Source organism: Streptomyces sp. NPDC059917 (assembly GCF_042730635.1).
GTDB lineage: Bacteria > Actinomycetota > Actinomycetes > Streptomycetales > Streptomycetaceae > Streptomyces.
Map to the genome: position 1 here is coordinate 1 of NZ_JBHWLC010000008.1, position 17,434 is coordinate 17,434.

The 17,434-nt window shown below is 74.5% G+C and carries 14 protein-coding genes; 6 read left to right on the forward strand and 8 right to left on the reverse strand.

Annotated elements, in window-relative coordinates:
* Positions 1-97: 97 nt before the first annotated feature.
* The 3 genes from ACFWAR_RS06900 to ACFWAR_RS06910 form a co-directional block, all read right to left on the reverse strand.
* Positions 98-1,684 (reverse strand): carboxylesterase/lipase family protein, encoded by a 1,587-nt coding sequence (locus ACFWAR_RS06900; protein ID WP_385773862.1) that lies wholly within the window; start codon positions 1,682-1,684, stop codon positions 98-100.
* Between the two features lie 91 nt (positions 1,685-1,775).
* Positions 1,776-2,360 carry an RNA 2',3'-cyclic phosphodiesterase gene (gene thpR, locus ACFWAR_RS06905; RefSeq protein ID WP_385773864.1) on the reverse strand — a complete coding sequence of 195 codons (585 nt, stop codon included), beginning with the start codon at positions 2,358-2,360 and terminating at the stop codon, positions 1,776-1,778.
* Positions 2,361-2,440: 80 nt separating this feature from the next.
* On the reverse strand, positions 2,441-3,136 hold the full coding sequence (locus ACFWAR_RS06910; RefSeq protein WP_385773866.1) for a class I SAM-dependent methyltransferase: 696 nt from the start codon (positions 3,134-3,136) through the stop codon (positions 2,441-2,443).
* Positions 3,137-3,340: 204 nt separating this feature from the next.
* On the opposite strand from ACFWAR_RS06910, the gene ACFWAR_RS06915 reads away from it, so the two are divergent.
* Positions 3,341-4,423 (forward strand): GNAT family N-acetyltransferase, encoded by a 1,083-nt coding sequence (locus ACFWAR_RS06915; RefSeq protein ID WP_385773868.1) that lies wholly within the window; start codon positions 3,341-3,343, stop codon positions 4,421-4,423.
* Between the two features lie 34 nt (positions 4,424-4,457).
* On the opposite strand, the gene ACFWAR_RS06920 is transcribed toward ACFWAR_RS06915, so the two are convergent.
* Positions 4,458-5,186: a hypothetical protein gene (locus tag ACFWAR_RS06920; RefSeq protein WP_385773870.1), complete on the reverse strand. Its 729-nt coding sequence runs from the start codon at positions 5,184-5,186 to the stop codon at positions 4,458-4,460.
* A gap of 493 nt (positions 5,187-5,679) precedes the next feature.
* Here ACFWAR_RS06920 and ACFWAR_RS06925 point away from each other — a divergent pair, with 493 nt between their 5' ends.
* Positions 5,680-7,602: an APC family permease gene (locus tag ACFWAR_RS06925; RefSeq protein WP_385773872.1), complete on the forward strand. Its 1,923-nt coding sequence runs from the start codon at positions 5,680-5,682 to the stop codon at positions 7,600-7,602.
* A gap of 200 nt (positions 7,603-7,802) precedes the next feature.
* A complete protein-coding gene (locus ACFWAR_RS06930) occupies positions 7,803-9,449 on the forward strand; it encodes a hypothetical protein (RefSeq protein WP_385773875.1) in 1,647 nt (548 codons plus the stop codon).
* 88 nt (positions 9,450-9,537) lie between these two features.
* Here ACFWAR_RS06930 and ACFWAR_RS06935 read toward each other — a convergent pair whose 3' ends face one another.
* Complete coding sequence (locus ACFWAR_RS06935; RefSeq protein ID WP_385774151.1) at positions 9,538-10,407, reverse strand: GNAT family N-acetyltransferase; 870 nt, start codon at positions 10,405-10,407, stop codon at positions 9,538-9,540.
* A 40-nt stretch (positions 10,408-10,447) separates the two neighbouring features.
* Positions 10,448-11,737, reverse strand: a complete 1,290-nt coding sequence (locus ACFWAR_RS06940) for a serine hydrolase domain-containing protein (RefSeq protein ID WP_385773877.1) — start codon at positions 11,735-11,737, stop codon at positions 10,448-10,450.
* A gap of 189 nt (positions 11,738-11,926) precedes the next feature.
* Between ACFWAR_RS06940 and ACFWAR_RS06945 the strand changes: the two genes are divergently transcribed.
* Complete coding sequence (locus ACFWAR_RS06945) at positions 11,927-12,703, forward strand: MerR family transcriptional regulator (RefSeq protein WP_385773879.1); 777 nt, start codon at positions 11,927-11,929, stop codon at positions 12,701-12,703.
* A 24-nt stretch (positions 12,704-12,727) separates the two neighbouring features.
* Here the strand turns inward: ACFWAR_RS06945 and ACFWAR_RS06950 are convergent, their stop codons facing one another.
* Positions 12,728-14,287, reverse strand: a complete 1,560-nt coding sequence (locus tag ACFWAR_RS06950; RefSeq protein ID WP_385773881.1) for an alpha/beta hydrolase family protein — start codon at positions 14,285-14,287, stop codon at positions 12,728-12,730.
* A 266-nt stretch (positions 14,288-14,553) separates the two neighbouring features.
* Between ACFWAR_RS06950 and ACFWAR_RS06955 the strand changes: the two genes are divergently transcribed.
* Positions 14,554-15,783, forward strand: coding sequence for a sensor histidine kinase (locus ACFWAR_RS06955; protein ID WP_385773883.1), 1,230 nt, complete (start codon positions 14,554-14,556; stop codon positions 15,781-15,783).
* Positions 15,780-16,442, forward strand: coding sequence for a response regulator (locus ACFWAR_RS06960; RefSeq protein ID WP_385773885.1), 663 nt, complete (start codon positions 15,780-15,782; stop codon positions 16,440-16,442). The genes ACFWAR_RS06955 and ACFWAR_RS06960 overlap by 4 nt, the downstream gene beginning before the upstream one ends.
* A 46-nt stretch (positions 16,443-16,488) precedes the next feature.
* On the opposite strand, the gene ACFWAR_RS06965 is transcribed toward ACFWAR_RS06960, so the two are convergent.
* Positions 16,489-17,403 carry a LysR family transcriptional regulator gene (locus tag ACFWAR_RS06965; RefSeq protein ID WP_385773887.1) on the reverse strand — a complete coding sequence of 305 codons (915 nt, stop codon included), beginning with the start codon at positions 17,401-17,403 and terminating at the stop codon, positions 16,489-16,491.
* Between the last annotated feature and the right edge of the window lie 31 nt (positions 17,404-17,434).

Genomic DNA, 17,434 nt, shown 5'->3' on the forward strand with positions numbered 1-17,434 from the left:
AGTACGTCCAGTACACGGGCTTCCGGTCGGCACGCCGAGAGCACGCACCGGACACCGCTCCTTCCCCACGGACATCCGTCAGACACCCCCTAGCGGCTCAGGCGAGCAGCGGGTGGGCGGCGAAGACGTGGTCCCGCCACAGCAGCCGGGAGGCCTCCTCCGGGTAGGGGACGACCGCCGGAGCCGTGTCGAAGCACATCGTCGGACGCCGTGCGGCGTCGTACGCCGGCCAGCCCGGGTCGCCGTGCGCGGCGAAGGCCGTCCAGGCGTCGCGGACGTACGCCGACACCGCCTCCGCCTCGGCCCGCGCGGCGGCGGCCTCGCCGATCAGCGCGGCGGGCCGACCGCGGTCGAGGTTGCCGAAGACGAGCGGGACGTCGAGCCCGTGGCAGGCGTCGAAGACACCGCCCATGCCCGGAGCGGACCAGGTCAGCTCGTAGACGTGGGCCCGCCCGCCCGCCCGGGTCTGCGCCTCGGCGAGGTGCAGCGACGGCATGCGGAACAGCCAGTCCGAGTGCACCAGCTCGTACAGCTCCTGCGGACCCGCCGTCGGGAACGCGTCGCGGTAGCGGCGCGCCCCGTCCGGTCCCGGCGCGAAGAGCCGCAGGGCGTCCGCCGCCTCCGCTTCGCCCACGGCGCCCAGCAGGCCCTCGATCACCGTGAAGAGCCGTTGCTCGGCGCGCGTGTGGCCGACGAGCAGCTCGACGTCCCGCCCGGCGCCCTCGCCCAGCGCCCGCCACGGCGTGACGGGCAGCACCTCGCCGTCCACCACGGGCGCGAAGGCCATGGCGCGGTGGGCCGGTAGGCCCCAGCGCCGCACCCGCCGGTCGAGCGACGCGGTGACCGCGTCCCCCGCGGCGGACAGCAGGAGCGGATCGACCTCGGCCAGATCGGCCACCGTGGGCCGCAGCGCCAGCTCGTCCGCGCAGGCGGCCGTGATGTCGGCGGCGAGCTCCGGAGCGAAGAAGGGCCCCGGCACGCTCTGCGCGACGGCCCGCCGGAACAGCCCCCGCGCACGCCCCGTGGCGAGCAGCGCGGCGATCGACCCGGCCCCCGCGGACTGGCCGAAGACGGTGACCCGGTCGGGGTCCCCGCCGAATGCCCGGATGCCGTCGCGCACCCACTCCAACGCGGCGATCTGGTCGAGCAGGCCACGGTTGGCGGGCGCCCCGTCGATCTGCGCGAAGCCCTCGATGCCCACGCGGTAGTTGAAGGTCACCACGACCACACCGCCCTCGCGCGCCAGGCGGGCGCCGTCGTACTCGGGCAGTCCGGCGGCGCCGATCACGTAGGCGCCGCCCTGGATCCACACCATCACCGGCAGCCCCGCGCCGGGCCCGGGGTCGGGCGACCAGACGTTGACCGTCAGCCAGTCGTCGTCGCCCGCCGCCTCGCGCGACCACGCGTCCATCCCGAACACCCCGGCCTGCGGGGGCGGCGGCCCGAAGGCCCGGGCGTCCCGCACCCCGTCCCAGCCGCGCACCGGACGCGGCGCGGCGAAGCGCAGCGCGCCGACGGGCGGTTCGGCGAAGGGGATCCCGCGGAAGACCGCCAGGCCCCCTTCCCGGCCGCCGCGCAGCAGCCCGGCCGGGGTCCTGACCAGCGGATCGGCCAGGGGTCCGGCGGCCCCGGCGGACCCGGCGCGTGCGGCGGACCCGGAGGGCCCGGGTGCGGCAAGGGACATCACGGCCACCTCTCGGAGACGATCCCGTCGAGCGGATCCTGCCACCGCGCCCGGCCGCGGACGACCCATTTACGGCGCCGCCCCACCGGGTTCAGCGCCCGCCGTCGAAGTCCCACGCCTCGATGTCGCGGTAGTGGATCGGGCCCGGCCCGCGGCCGATGTTGCTGCCCACCAGGTGCAGGCGCCGCGACCGCCACGGGCGCCCGACGAAACCGGAGAGCCCGGCGGCCGCCTCCACCACGCTGGCGGGATCGTCGCGCCGGGCCCGGGCCAGCGTCAGGTGGGGACGCAGCGCCCGCTCCGGGAAGGCCACCCCGGCCTCCTTGACCACCGCGCGGACCTCGGAGGCGAGCAGGTGGAGCCCTTCGAGGTCGCCCTCGATCCCGCTCCACAGCACCCGCTCGTCGAAGTGCCCGCCGCCGCGCATGGCCAGTTCCACCGGCGGCCGCGCCGCCGCCAGCTCGGCGAGCGGCGGCCGCAGCAGCCCCGCCGCGGACACCGGTAGCTCGCCGAGGAACGCCAGGGTGATGTGCCAGTCCTCGATCCGGTTCCACCGCATGCGGGGGTACGCGTCGTAGGCGGGGCCCAGGGCCCGGGCGAGCTCGTCCTTGGCCTCGTCGGGCGGGGCGAGCGCTATGAACACGCGGATGGTCGAGGGCTGGATCTGTTCGGTCACGAAGAACTTGGTACACCACGCCCCGGCGCCGGGCGCGCACGCCCCACCCCTCGCGCCGCCCCGGCAGGCCCCGCCCCGGACTACGGCCGGGGCGCGAAGGAGAAGAGGTGGGTGTCGAAGTACGGGGCGTCGGGGGAGACGAGCACCTCGCCGACCCGCTCCCATTCCGGGTCCTGCGCGATCACCGGGAGCAGGTCGTCCCCCACCAGGCACAGGACCGCCCCGCGGGGTCGGCGCAGGAGGGAGGCGCGGATGTTGGCGAGCACCGCGCGGGCGATCGTCCCGGTGAAGGGTTCGTAGAGGAAGAAGAACCCGGCGTCGTCCGGGACCGCGTACCGCGCGGCGTCCCCGTGGTGCACCTCGATCGATCCGCACCGTCGGCGGTCCGTACCGAAGCGCTCGATGTTGCGCCGGGAGGTCTCGCACAGGCTCCGGGAGAATTCGACGCCGATCACGCTGCGGAAGGGCAGTTCCCCGGCCACGAGCAGCACGCGCCCCTTGCCGGATCCGAAGTCCACGAACGACACGTCCTCGTGGCGCAGGGGGGACGCGGCCAGGGCCTGCCGGATCGTGCGCAGCGGGGTGGGGGAGTAGCGGGAGTTGTGCTCCAGCGTGGCGGCGTCGGCCTCCTCGATCTCCCAGGGTTCCACCACGGTGCTCGTATCGATCCCGTGCGCGGCGTCGAAGCCCGCGTCGGCGTCGATCTTCCGCAACGCCTCGTCGAATGCCGCCTGCGACGCCAACGCGTCGAGGGCGTGTCGCTTCGGGTCGTCCATGCGCATGGTGCCTCTCAAGGTCGGTGCCCCGGGGGAGGAACGGCCGGTCAGCGCGGCCGGGGGACGTTACGGATCGGCACGATAGTCCGGGTCCCGCGGTCGGTCGACGTGCGGCGCCCCCGTGCGTCACCTCGCCGTCCCCGACGCGGACGGGGGCGGCCGGCCGCGCGCGGCGGGGCACCGGGCGGCCCGTAGGGTCGTGGCATGACACACATGGGCCCCCAGGACCTCGACCGCGCCGTCTCGGACGCCGTACGGGCGCTGCGGGCCCTCGCGCACCTCGACTGGTCCGTGCCCGCGGCGGGGCTGGAGTGGAGCTGCCGCGAAACGGCCGTCCACCTGGCCGGCGACCTCACCGGCTTCGCCGCGCAGCTGGCCGGGCGCGTCACCGGCGGCTACCTCCCGCTGGTCGTCGCAGCGGCTCCCGGCACCCCGCCCGACGGGCTGGTCGACCTGGTCGAGGCGAGCGGGAGGATGCTGTCCGCCGCCGTCCGCACGACCGGCGAGGACGTGCGGGCCTGGCACCCCGCCGGTCCGGCGGGCCCCGACGGATTCGCCGCGATGGGGGCGGCCGAGCTCCTCCTGCACACCCACGACATCGCGCACGGCCTGGGCGACGCCGAGTGGCAGGGGGCCGCGGACACGGCCGGGCCGGTCCTCGACCGGCTCTTCCCGCACGCGCCGCGCTCCGCCGAGGGCGGCCCGTGGGGGTCGCTGCTCGTCGCCACCGGCCGGGCCGACCTGCCGGGCCTGCCCCGACGGCGGGGCTGGCGCTGGTACAACGACCCGGTCCCCGGCGTCGGGGTCGTGCTCTGCGAGATCTCCCCGTCCGCCGCGGCCGACCTGTACGAGGGCGGCGACGGCGGATTCCACTGGCCCGAGGAGGGCCCCGGCGAAGGCACCCGCATCGCCTCCGGGATGGTGGGGCTGGCCCGTGAGGTGGGGGAGTACCACCCGGGCTGGGGCCCGTACGCGATCGTCCGGCTGAGCGACCGCCGCGCGATCGGCGGCATGGGCTTCCACGGCGCCCCCGACCCCGACGGCCACGCGGAGGTCGGTTACGACCTCGTCCCCTCGGCCCGCGGCCACGGCCACGCGACCGAGGCGCTGCGCGCGCTCGCCGCCCTGGCGTTCGCCCGGCCCGGTCTCACCGAGCTGCACGCCGTGGTCGAGGAGGGCAACCTCCCCTCCCACGCGGTGGTGGCCCGGGCGGGCTTCGAGCGGGCGGGATCCGGGGAGGACGGCGTCCGCTACCGCCTGCGCCGCCCGGAGACGGACGGGCCGTAGGGCCGCGGACGCCTTGGGTACGGGCGCCGTCGGCTCAGGAGATCGCGTACCACTGGCTGGCCCAGCCGGTGTTGATGGTGCTGGTGGACTGTTCGGCGAGGTTGACCGTGGCCGGCAGGGACGTCTGGCCCGTCAGCAGGGTGCTGTAGCGCAGGTTCGGCGGGGCCAGGCCCGCGTTGACCGAGATGCCGGCGCCCGTGGACTTGAGGGTGAGGCCGTTGGTGGCCCAGTTGCCGTTGAGCAGCAGGGCGATGAAGTACGTGCCGGGGTCGGCGGCGAACGGTGTGGTCAGGGGCAGCGGCTTCGCCACGGCGTCGGTCATCAGTTGCGGCGAGATGTCCGCGGTGGCGGCGACCAGGGCGCCCTTCGCGTCGTACACGCCGAGCTGGCAGTTGGCGAGCTGGGCCTTCGGGTCGATGCCGGCCAGCCCCAGCCAGATGTTGGACCAGGTTATCCGCTCCCGCAGCACGATCCGCACCAAGGTGACGCGGCCGCCCACACCCGCCGCCGACTGGGCGGTCACGTGCCCCGCGTCACCGGGGTCGCCGGTCCAGGCGAGCAGGTTCTGGTCCTGCGGTCGCGGTCCTTCGAAGCCGGGGCCGCCGCCCGTGGCGGGCGCGGGGGGCGCCGCCGGTACGGAGGCGGTGGCGCCGCCGCCACCCGCGCGCGGGCCGCCGCCGGACGCGGAACAGCCGGACAGGACCAGCGCGGCCGCGAGCGCGGTGGCCAGGCCGGTCGAGGCGAGGGTGGTACGGGTGCGCATGGTCCCCCCATGACGTTCGGATGTGCCGGAACAGCCCCATGCTCACACACGGTTCCCGCAGGTCGGCGCGGGCCCCGGCGCCGGGGCCCGGAGGGCGCGCCAGGGGGTGCGCGGTGTTTCGACCGGGGATCGATCAGCCGCCGACGCCGCGCGGTGGATCCGCTGCGGGGGCGACGGGCGCGGCCACGGGGTCTACGGGCTCGGTCACGGGTGCGGAGGCCCCGGGAGATGGTTCCCGGGGCCTCCGCGTGGCGCGCCGCCGCAGGGGAGCGGAATGTGCATCCGGCGCGCTACAAGGAGAAACGATCCGGCAGCCCTGGGGTCACGCCCTCGCGGGCAGGGATTGTCCCCGTGTCCGAGCCGACGCCCGCCCGTGCGTATGGATCGCGTGAAGAGCGGCGGGGCCGCCGTATGGATCATGCCAAGAGCGCCGCCGACCACCCCGTACGCCTTCGACGCTGTCCTGACGTGCTCATTCGGAGGGACTGGCGACATGGCCATGCAGGTAGGAAAGACGACCGGGGCGGCGCGGGGGCCGAGCCGGGAGGAGCCCCCGGACACCGGCTGGACCGCGACCGGGGAAGGGACCGCGACCGTGGAGGCCGTGGCCGCGGACCGGCACCGGCTCACCGCCGTCCAGGGCCTCGCCGCGCTGTCGCTCGACGCGATGGCGTCCGTCGCGTACGGGCCGGAGGCGATCGTCCTCGTCCTGGCCGCCGCCGGCGCGCACGGCATGGGGTTCACCCTCCCCGTGACCCTGGCGATCGCCGCGCTCCTGGCCGTGCTGGTGGCCTCCTACCGCCAGGTGATCGCCGCGTTCCCGGACGGCGGCGGTGCCTACGCGGTCGCCGGGCGCCACCTCGGTCGGCGTACGAGCCTGGTCGCCGCCGCCTCGCTGATCCTCGACTACGTCCTGAACGTCGCGGTCTCCGTCACGGCCGGCGTCGCCGCCCTGACCTCGGCCTTCCCGGGCCTCCACGACGAGCGGGTGGGGATCTGCCTCGCCGTCCTGGTGCTGGTCACCGCCGTGAACCTGCGCGGGATCGTCGACTCCGCCAAGGCGTTCCTCGTCCCCACCGCCCTCTTCGTCGGGTCGATCCTCGCGATGATCGTCGTCGGCCTCCTGCGCGACGGACCGGTCAGCACCGCCTCCGCCGCCGGACACGCCTCCGTACTCGGCGAAGGAGCCACCACCGTCGGGGCGCTCCTGCTGCTCAAGGCCTTCGCCGCCGGTTGCTCGGCCCTCACCGGAGTCGAGGCCGTCGCCAACGCCGTCCCCTCCTTCCGCGCGCCGGCCGCCCGCCGGGCCCAGCGCACCGAGGTCGCCCTCGGCGCGCTCCTCGGCGTCATGCTGATCGGACTGTCGATCCTCATCGGCCGCTTCCACCTCCAGCCCGTCGAGGGCGTCACCGTCCTCGCCCAGCTCGCGGACGCCTCCTTCGGCCACAACGCGGCCTTCTACACGGTCCAGTTCGCGACCGTGGTGCTGCTCGCGCTGGCCGCGAACACCTCCTTCGGCGGCTTGCCCGTGCTGATGGGCCTGCTGGCCCGCGACCACCACGTACCGCACCTCTTCGCCCTGAAGGCCGACCGGCAGGTGCACCGCCACGGCGTCCTCGCGCTGGCCGTCGTCTCCGCCGCGCTGCTCGTCCTCTCCGGCGGCGACACCAACACCCTCGTCCCGCTCTTCGCCATCGGGGTCTTCGTCGGCTTCACGATCTGCCAGGTCGGGATGGTCCGGCACTGGCAGGCGGAGCGGCCGAGGGGCTGGCGGGCCAAGGCGGCGCTGAACGGCTCCGGCGCCCTGCTGACCGGTGTCTGCGCCGTGGTCGTCACCGCCACCAAGTTCACCGAGGGCGCCTGGGTGATCGTCCTCGCGCTGCCGCTGATGGTCCTGGGCTTCGAGAAGGTCCACCGGGCGTACGGCGAGATCGGTGACCGCCTCGAGCTCGGGCGCGTACCCCGACCGCCGCACCGGGCGCACTCGTTGGTCGTCGTCCCCGTAGCGGGGCTGTCCCGGCTGACCTGCCAGGCCCTCACCGCCGCTCGCTCCCTCGGTGACGAGGTCCTCGCGGTCACCGTCACCCATCCCGCGTCGGAGGACCTCCGCTCGGCGGAAGCGCTGCGCCGGGACTGGGAGTTGTGGAACCCCGGCATGGAACTCGTCGAACTCGCCTCGGACAGGCGCGAGGTGGGACGCCCGGTGTCGGCGTACGTGCGCGAGCTGGCCCGGAGCCGTCCGGGCGCCCAGATCACCGTACTCATCCCGGAGACCGAACCCGCCCACCTGTGGCAGCGGATGCTCCAGAACCAGCGCGGCTCCGTGGTCGCCCACGCCGTGCGCCGCGACACCGACGCCGTGATCTGCCGGCTGCGCTTCCGCGTCGGCGCCCGGACGGAACGGACGCGGTCCTGAGGTCCTCCCGGCCCGCGTCCGCCCCCGGACCGCAGGAGGACGGCAGCCAGAAAGTGGGAGATTCCCGATTCGGCCAGCGAACCTCTGTTTCGGGCCGGTTGGGGCCGATCCGCGTGTCGGGCGGACCGGTGGGTGTTGTGCTGGAGGGGCTGGCCCGTCGGGGGCGAGCGTCGGAGAGCGTAACCAGGGGGTCTTCAGCGATGGCTTCTCTGCACTACGAAATACTCACCGATCCGGCTCCGCTCCAGGTGCCGGCCGCGGGCGAGGAACGCCAGGGATCGGTCTACGTCGTCGTCTCCAATCCGACCATGGACGAGGTGATCTGGTACTCCATCGAGGTACGGGTGCCCTGCGGCCAGGGGGACGGCGACCTGACGGCGGACCCGAAGACGATCACCGCCCGGGTGGAGCGGAACACCGGGACGAAGCAGGGGGAGGAGCCGCTCGTCGCCTGGGACGACACCGCGGGCGTCCTCACCGTGACCGCCCGGCCGAACACGCTCTTCCAGGAAGCCGGTTCGATGGTCCTGGTCCTGGACGGCTTCCCCGTCTCCGCGGCGTCGGGGCTGGTGCTGCTGCGCGTGACGGAGCGGGCCGCGAACGGCGCCTTCGTCCGCAGGACCCCGGTGACCTTGAGCCTGCTCAAGCAACTGCCCAAGGTCCCGCGCAACTTCCGTGCGCAGCAGTCCCTGGTGGCCGGCGGTGCGGACGTCGTCCTGCGGTGGGACGGGCCCGACACCCTCGTCTACCGGATCCAGGGCCCGGACGGCTCCCCGGAGACGGCGGCGCCGACGCAGGGCACGACGGGCTGGCAGTGGTCACCGGCCCCGGGCCGGGAGCCCAAGCGGGATGCCACGTACACCCTGATCGCGACGTCCCCGGGCGGAGCACAGCCCGGCTACTTCCTCACCACCACGGTCCACCTGCGCAGCCCCGAGTTCGAGGGCGTCACGGCGACGGCCGGGATCCACAGCCCGTGGGTCGAGGGCACGACGGACCGCGGCCGGATCGTCTTCACCCCGCAGGGGGCGTGGATCCGCGACGCCGCCGACGACCCCGGCGCCCTCTCGGCCGCGCGGGCCGACGTCGAGACCGTGACCGCGGAGTGGGTCCGGGGGCGCGGGGGCGACGCCGGGTGGATCCGCTTCCCGTCCGACGGAATCAGGGTCGGCCACGGCAGCGGCGGCGACCTGGGAACGGTGACGGCCGACAAGCTCAGCGTGGCCGGGATCAACACCCAGTGGGTGGGGGACCGGGACGCGGGCAAGGGATGGGTCGAGTTCCCGCAGTCGGGGGTGAACGTCCGCAAGGACGGGAAGCAGGACTGGGGAACCGTCGCCGCCGACCTGGCGGACCTGAACGGCGTCAACACCCAGTGGGTGCAGGGCCGCACGGCCGCCGACGGGTGGATCGAGTTCCCGCCCTCCGGGCTGAACGTCTTCCAGGGATCCGGCAGCCGCCAGTGGGGCACGGTCGCGGCCGACAAGGCGGACCTGAACGACCTGGCGACCGACCGCGCCCAGGTCAAGGAACGCCTCACCCTCCACGGCGGACTGAGCGTCGACGACGTGCTGGAGACGCAGGACGGCCCGCCGCGGCTGATCGTCCACGGGCGCCTGGACGCCGAGGGCGAGGTGAAGGCGGACCGGACGGTCACGGTCGCCGGAGACCTCACCACCCTCGGCATGCTGCGCGTCCAGGGCGAATCGCGCCTCCAGGGGAAGGTGAACGCGGGCGGGCACCTGTCGGTCCGGAGCGGGGGCGCCTGGATCATGCACACGAACGACGGAAAGGTGGCCGTCAACGGCGACCTGCGCGTCCACGGGGCGTTCCGTTCCGACTCCTGACCGGGTCGGGTGGTTTCGGTCTGTCGGTGGTTGGTTGGTCGGGCCGGTCCACGAGGTCTCCGGGACCGGCCCGACCGTCCGCCGCTGCCTAGAGGTCGAGTTGGTACTGGTGCGTCGTGTGCGTGGGCGTGTAGCCGAGACCGTCGTTGATCCGCCGCATGGACGTGTTGCTGTCGGCGGTGTCGGTCAGGAGGCCGTCGAGGTGCGGATGGCGCTCCTGGGCGTGCCGGATCGACTCGGCCTTCATCCACCGGCCGAGGCCGTGCCCACGGTGCTCGGGCAACACGCCGGTGCCGTAGTGCTGGCCGTCACCTCGGCCGCTGCCGGGGACGACCAGCTCGGTGAACCCGGCGATCGAACCGTCGCGCGCGTCCACGGCGACGACGGTGTGCAGGTGGTCGCCCCGCTGTTCGACGGCCTTCGCCGCGGCCCGGACCCGGTCCACGTCCCAGCTCACCGTGCCGTAGTCGGTTTCGTCCATGGGCATGTCGTCCATGGCACGGCGGGAGGCGGCGAACGTCTCGGCGAGGTCGTCGGGCACGGTTCCGTGCCATGACATCAGCCGGTAGCCGGGACGCGGACGCTCGACGACGCGGGCGAGGGCGGCGGTGTCCGCGTCGGCCAGCGCCAGGCGGGTGTACCGCATGGTGAGGACCTTCCTGAAACCGCGCGCCGGCAGGAAGCGGTCGCCCGGCGATCCGGCCCCGGCCTGCGCGATGACGCAGCGGCGGGCATCCGTCCGGGCAGCGGCCACGGCCGCGTCCAGGAGCCGCGAGCCGACGTGTCGGCGCCGCTCCGCCGGATGGACCCGGAGGGTCAGTTCGGCCAGGTGCTCCTGTTCGGGACTGTTGAACAGGCGCAGGAAGGCGCTTCCGACGGGGTTCGAATCGCCGTCGGAGGCCAGCCAGACGAGACGCCGGCTGTTCGCGCCGGGAGCGGGGTCGGTCAGTGGGGTGATGCGGGGCGCCGCACGGCACGGACCGGTCCCGGCACCGGCGTCAGGCGACGGCCTGGTGGACGGTGGTCCAGAAGTCGTTCATGGCGCGCGGTGAATCCGGGGTGGACAGCCCGACCTGGGTGAGCAGGACACCGGTGATCCCGGTGGTCCTGTCCGCGTGGGCGGTGGTGCCGGTACCGCCGAACCAGCCGAACTGGCCGACGGGCGCGTAGTCGTCGCGCCGGGTGCGCACCGCCATCCCGAAGCCCCAGCCGCCGGCCGATCCCTGGCCGCAGGACAGGTGGGCGACGTTGGCGAACATGGCCTCCCGGGCGGCCAGTTGGTCGGTCGAGAGGCGGTTGGTGGTCATCAGCTCCACGGCGGCCCGGGACAGGATCCGTTCACTGCCGTGCATCCCGTGGTGGAGCAGCATCTGGAAGTAGGCGTGGTAGTCGTCGGCGGTGGAGACCAACCCGCCACCGGCGCCCTGGAAGGCGGGCGGCGTGCTGGACCGTCCCCCCACCGCCTCGTCCCACACGGTGAACTCGCCGGTCTGCGGATCGGGCCCGTACAGGGGCGGCAGCCGGTCCACCTTGTCGGCGGGCACGTGGAAGGCGGTGTCCACCATGCCCAGCGGATCGAGGACGCGTTCGCGCAGGAACGCCTCCAACGACCGTCCCGCGACCCGGGAGACGAGCACGCCGACCACCTCGTTGCTCAGGTCGTACTGCCAGCGGACGCCGGGCTGGTACTGCAGCGGCAGTTCGCCGAGGCGCCGCATCCACTCGTCCGGCCCGGGCGCCGGCCCGGAGGCCACGCTGTAGTCGAGGCGCTCGAAGGTCGCCGCCCGGATCGGCGAGGCCATCGACTCGAAGTCCACGCCGAGCCCGAACGTGGAGGACAACAGGTCCCGCACGGTGATCGGCCGCCGCGCCGGGACGGTGTCGTCCAGCGGTCCGTCGGGCCGCCTGAGCACCTGCCGGTCGGCGAGTTCCGGCAGCCACGGGTCCACCGGGTCGTCCAGGCGCAAACGGCACTCGTCGAGCAGCACCATCGCCGCGGCCATCGTGACCGGCTTGGACGTGGACGCCATCCGGAAGATCGTGTCCCGGCGCATCGGCGCGCCACCGTCGTGACGCATCGTCCCGATCGCTTCCACGTGCGTCCGGCCGCCGCGGCCGACCAGGGCGACGAGTCCCGGAATCCGCCGGGACTCGACGTGCCGTGCCAGCACTTCGCGCAATCGGCGCAGCCCGTCGTCCGTGAAGCCGCTGTCGTTTCCGGTGCCGCCGTCGGTGCTGCTGGTGTGGGTGCCGCTGGTGTGGGTGTTGGTGGTGTCGACCGATCCCATGAGACGGGTCTCCTCTGCGTGGTGTGCGGGTGCGCCGTCGCGGTTGTCGTGGCGGCCTACGGAGAAACCTGCACCCTTGACCCAAGGTCAAGGTCAACCCCGCGACCGCGGCGCGCGCGTTATGCTCGCCGGCGACGGCAGTTGCCGACGGGCCGACGGCCGTCCACGAACGGGAGGTGCGCCGAGCCGATGGCAGACGGGCTCACGATCGGCCAGGCGGCCTCGTACGTCGGTGTCACGATCAAGACCGTGCGCCACTACCACCGGCTGGGCCTGGTAGCCGAGCCGGAACGTGACGTGTCCGGCTACCGCCGTTACCGGTCGGGCGAGTTGTTCCGGCTGGTCCAGGTCAGGACCCTGGCCGCGGCCGGTGTGCCGCTGGCCGAGATCGCCGACCTGCTCGACGCCGACCCCGAGGCCTTCGCGGCCACCTTGGGCGACGTCCACCGGCGGCTCACCGAACGGATCGAGGAGCTGACCGCGCGCCGCGACCGGCTGCATCGCCTCGACCACGGGGACCGGGCCCTGCTGCCCGACCGGGCCTGCGCGGTCCTGGACCGGCTCGTCGCACTCGGCTTCGGTTGCGACTACGTGTCCGGTCAACGGGAGGCCCTGGTGCTGGCCCGGGCACTGGTACCGGAGATCTTCGACGCCTTCCTCACCCGGCTGGAACGTTCGCTCGACGACCCCGAGTCCGTCGAGCTGACCCGGCGCGGCCTGGACGCCCGGTCCTGGGACCCGGACGACCCGCGGATCGAGGAGCTGGCGTCCGCGCTGGCCGACAAACTGCTCGCGGACCGCGCGCTGCTGTCGATGCCGGTCGGGTTCCGGGACCACCCCGAGACCGCCTCCCGGTACGGGATGGTCAACCACCACCGGGAGGACGGATCGGGGTCCGTCGCCAGGTTGAACGCTCTGGTCGAGACGAAGCTGCGCGCGGCCGGCGTCGCCGTTCCCCGCCAGTGACGGCCACCGGCGCGGCAACGCCGATCAGCGGCCGCCGTCCGGGGCGTACACGCTGAGTTCGCCGTACGCCGACAGGGCGCCGGACAGGTCACCGGGCTCGCGCCGCAAGGTCGCGTCCAGGAAGGCGAGCGTGGCGGCGGCGACGACCCGGGGGCTCCCGGTACGGCCCAGGGAGCCGACGAGCGAGGGCACGGGCGGCAGGTACAGGGGGCCGTCCATGAAGGTGAGGTGTGCGGCGCCGGTGACGGTGAGCCGGTAACTCGTCGCGGTACTGCGCCTCAGTGCCTCCGTGAGGCGGGGGAGGTAGCGCGGGTCGGTCTCCGGGGTGACGGCCTGGGTGAGCGCGAGCGTCGGCTGGGCGAGGGCGGGCGAGGCCGGGCCGTGCGGGTAGCCGTCCAGATCGATGACGGCGGCGAACCGGCGGTCCTGCCGCGCCGCCTGCAGCGCGGCGGCGCCACCCAGGGAGTGGCCCGCGACCGCGATCCGACCGGTGTCCAGGCGCCCGGTCAGCGGGTCCGCGCTCCCGCCCGGGTCCGGACGGTCCACTCGCTCCAACCGGGTGCGGACGAAGCCGAGGTCGGCGGCCCGGACGGCCGTCCACCGGGCGGCCAGCTCGGCGTCCTCGTCCCGGTCTCCGCTGGAGGCGGTCACGCCCTCGATCGTCCGCCCGTCGGCGAGGACGACGGCGGCGGAGTCGTAGGGGTGGTCGAGGGCGGCGACCACGTAGCCGTGGCTGGCCAGTTCCTCCGCCCAGGCGGTGTTCTGGGTGCGCACGCCACCCGACCCGGGGGAGAACAGTACGACCGGGAACCGTCCGCCCCCACCGGCCACGGGGGCGTCGAAGACCGAGCGGGTGCGGGCCCGGGGGACGCCGTCGACCAGGAAGTCGGGCAGGCCGACCCCGCGGGCGAGGGCGTGCGAGACGGTGCGCGCCTCGTGCTCCGTGCGTCCCAGGTACGGGGCCCGGCGCGTGCCCGCGGGGATCTCCCGGGCGGGGTACCAGAGTTGGACCACGACGGTGCGCAGGTCGTGCGGGTCGGCGGTGAAGGTCTCGGGGCGGCCCGGGTCGGTCCACTGCACCACCCGGGTGCCCACCGCGTAGTCCCCCGTCGGCTCGGGGAACACGGGGACGGGGAAGGCCCAGGCGGCCACCGGGCCCGTGGCGACGAGGCCGAGGCAGGCCGCCGATCCCGGCAGCGCCAGCCACCAGCGCGCCCGCCGGACGGGCCGGGCGGTGTGGGGGGTGCGGTCGGCGCGGTCGGCGCGGCGGTGCCGGAACGGGCGCGGCGGGCCGCTCGCTCGCAGGAGGGGGGCGAGGGCGAACGGCGACGCGACGGCGCCGCCCGCCAGGACCGGCCACATCTGCCAGCGGATCCCCGACGTCACGCCCAGCACGAGCGCGGACGCCGCGAGTACCGACGCCGCCGCGAACGCGACGGGTGGGCGGGCGGCGGCGGGGAGCCAGCGCGCCGACACCAGCGCGACGGCGCCCAGCAGGGCAAGGAGTTCCAGGGGCGACAGGTACAGCCCCGCGATGGTCTCGTTCACCCGGCCATGCTCGGCGCCGGGCGGACGGCGCCACATCGGTCCCGGGTCGCCCCGGCAGGTGACCGGGGTCGCACGCCGACGCGATCCCCGTGCGACCGGGAGGGCAAGCGGTGGGGTCGGGTCCGCGGACTCCTTGCGACCGGGGGAGGTACCGGAACTCCTCCTGCGGTCGTACTCCGCCCTCGCGCCGTCAGACGCTGGACTCATGTGCCGCACGCTCCGGCGGTCTACGGTGACGGGGCTGCCGCAGCGCCGGAGTTCCGGAGCGTCGCGGTTCCTGAGCCGAACCGACGGGACGCGTGATGATCGAGGTGGTGGGGCACCGGTACCGGTTCCGGGATCTGCGGCTGCCGCCCGTGGTGGCGGACGCGCTGCTGCCGGCGCTCCTCCTGCTCAATGTCGTGACCACGCGCGCGCCGCGAGAGCTGCCGGTGGCCGCGGCCCTCACCGCCGCCCTCGCGCTGCCCCTGGTGTGGCGGCGCCGGGCCCCGCGCGCGGTCTTCGGCGCCGTGGCGGCCGCGGCCTTCGCCCAGTGGCTGATGGACGTCCCGCTGCCCGCGGACGTCGCCCTGCTGGTGGCCCTCTACACGGTGGCCGCGCACGCGGACCGGCGCGGCACGCTGATCGCCGCCGCCGTCGCGGAGGGCGGGGCCCTGGTGGCCTGCCTGAGCTGGGCGACCGACGGCGCGTTCCTGACCCCCTTCGTCGCGGTGACCGCGATGGTCGTCGCCGCCGCGGTCCTGGGGGTGAACGTACGGACCACGCGCGCCTACCTCGCGGCCGTGGAGGAACGGGCGGCACGCCTGGAGCGGGAGCGGGACCAGCGGGCGCGACTGGCCGCCGCCGAGGAGAGGGCCCGCATCACCCGGGAGATGCACGACATCGTCACCCACAACCTGTCCGTCATGGTCGCGCTCACCGACGCCGCCGTGTACGCGCAGCACCGCGCGCCCGACAGGGCCACCGCCGCCATGCACCAGGTCTCCGAGACGGGTCGGCAGGCCCTGACCGACATGCGGCGCTCGCTGGGGATCCTGCGGGCCGACGAGCCGGACGGCGGGGCGGGCGCGGAGCGCCACCCGCTGCCGGGCATCGCCCAACTGGAAGCGCTCGCCGGTCAGATGGGCGCCGCCGGGCTGCCGACCCGCGTCGAGGTCCACGGCGAGCACGACCACGTACCGGCCACCGCACAACTCACCGTCTACCGCCTGGTGCAGGAAGCCTTGACCAACAGCCTCAAACACACGCCCGTCGGCACGCACGCGAGGGTCCGCGTGCGGTGCTCGACAGGAGCGGGGACGGGGGAGGGCACGGGCGCCGGGACCGCGGTCGGCGCGGGGACCGTCACCGTGGACGTCACCGACAGCGGCTCCGGCCCGCCCGTCGCGACCCCGGCCGGACACGGCATCCCCGGCATGCGCGAGCGCGCGGCCGCCTACGGGGGGACGCTGGAGGCCGGACCGCTCCCGGGAGGCGGCTGGGGAGTGCGTACGCGCCTCTTCCTCGGCAGCGGCGCAGGGGCGTCCGCATGACGATCCGCATCCTGATCGCCGACGACGAAGCACTGCTGCGCATGGCCTTCGGCACGGTCCTGGAGGCCCAGCCCGACATGGCGCCCGTCGGCGAGGCCGCCGACGGGGCCCAGGCCGTACGCCTCGCCCGGGAGCTGCGCCCCGATGTCGTCCTCATGGACGTCCGGATGCCCGGGACCGACGGGATCGAGGCGACCCGCCAGGTCGTGCGGGTCTCGCCGCGGAGCAGGGTGCTGATCCTCACCACCTTCGACCTGGACGCGTACGCCTTCGCCGGGCTCAAGGCCGGAGCGTCCGGCTTCCTGTTGAAGAACACCCGGCCCGAGGAGTTGCTCGCGGCGATACGCAACGTGGCCGCGGGCGACGCGGTGGTGTCCCCGCGGATCACCCGCCGCCTCCTGGAGGACCTGCGCCCGCACATCCCCGACGGCAGCGCCGGGGAGCGCGCCCAGCGGCTGGACCGGCTCAGCGCGCGTGAACGCGAGGTGCTCGTCCAGGTCGGCGCCGGTCGGTCCAACAGCGAGATCGCCGCCGCGCTCGACCTGGCGGAGGCGACGGTGAAGTCCCATCTGGGGCGCATCCTGCACAAGTTGGAACTCCGCGACCGGATACAGGCCGTGGTGTTCGCCTATGAGAGCCGCCTCATCCACCCGGCGTGACGCACCTGTCGGCCGCCGTGCCGAGCCCTGCCGACGGGCGGCCGCCTCACTGCGGCGCGAACAGCGGCCGGATGGTGCGGACGGCCAACTCGCGCAGCCAGGCGTGTGCGCGGTCGTCGTCGTAGCGCTGGTGCCAGAGCAGGTACAGGGGGACGTCGGGCATCCGGAGCGGCGCCGGTAGCGGCAGCGCGACCAGGCCGAGCTGCTCCCGGGCGGTGCGGGTGACCGCGTCGGGCATGGTGACGACCAGGTCGGTGGCGAGGACGAGTTGCATGGCGAAGGCGGACGTGGGACCGGAGGCCACGACGTGGCGTTCGAGGCCGCCCGTCGCCGCGAGGGCGTCGTCGAGCGGGTCGTGCAGGTTCCCGCGCCGGCAGACGGTGAGGTGCTCGGCGGCCGCGTAGCGCTCGGGGGTCAGCGCGCCTTCGGTCAGCGGGTGGCCCGGGCGGACGACGACGACCAGCCGGTCCCTGCCGACGAGGCGGTGGCGGACGTCCGGGAGCGACGGGATGCCGGCACTCGATTCGAGGTCGACCTCGCCGCGGCGCAGCTCCGGGGTGTCGGTGCCCGGCTCGGCGGACATGCGCAGCTGGACGCCGGGGGCTTCGCCGCGGACGGCGCTGATCAGGGCCGTGCCGCACGCGGCGTTCAGGGCGTCGTGCCAGCGCACGGTGAAGACCCGCTTCAGCCCCGCCAGGTCGAGCTCCTGCTGCGCGGCGAGGAGTTGGTGGGCCTGCTCCACGAGGGTGTGGACCTGGGCGCGCATGGCGAGCGCGCGCGTGGTGGGGACCATGGTGCGGCCGGTGCGCACGAGGATCTGGTCGCCGGTGGCCTTGCGGATGCGGCCCAGCGAGCGGCTCATCGCGGGGGCGGTGACGTGCAGACGGGCTGCGGCGCCGGCGACGCTGCCCTCTTCGAGGAGGGCGTCCAGGGCGGTGAGCAGGTTCAGGTCCAATTGCATGGGAGTAACTCTACAAGTGCAGAGCATGCAC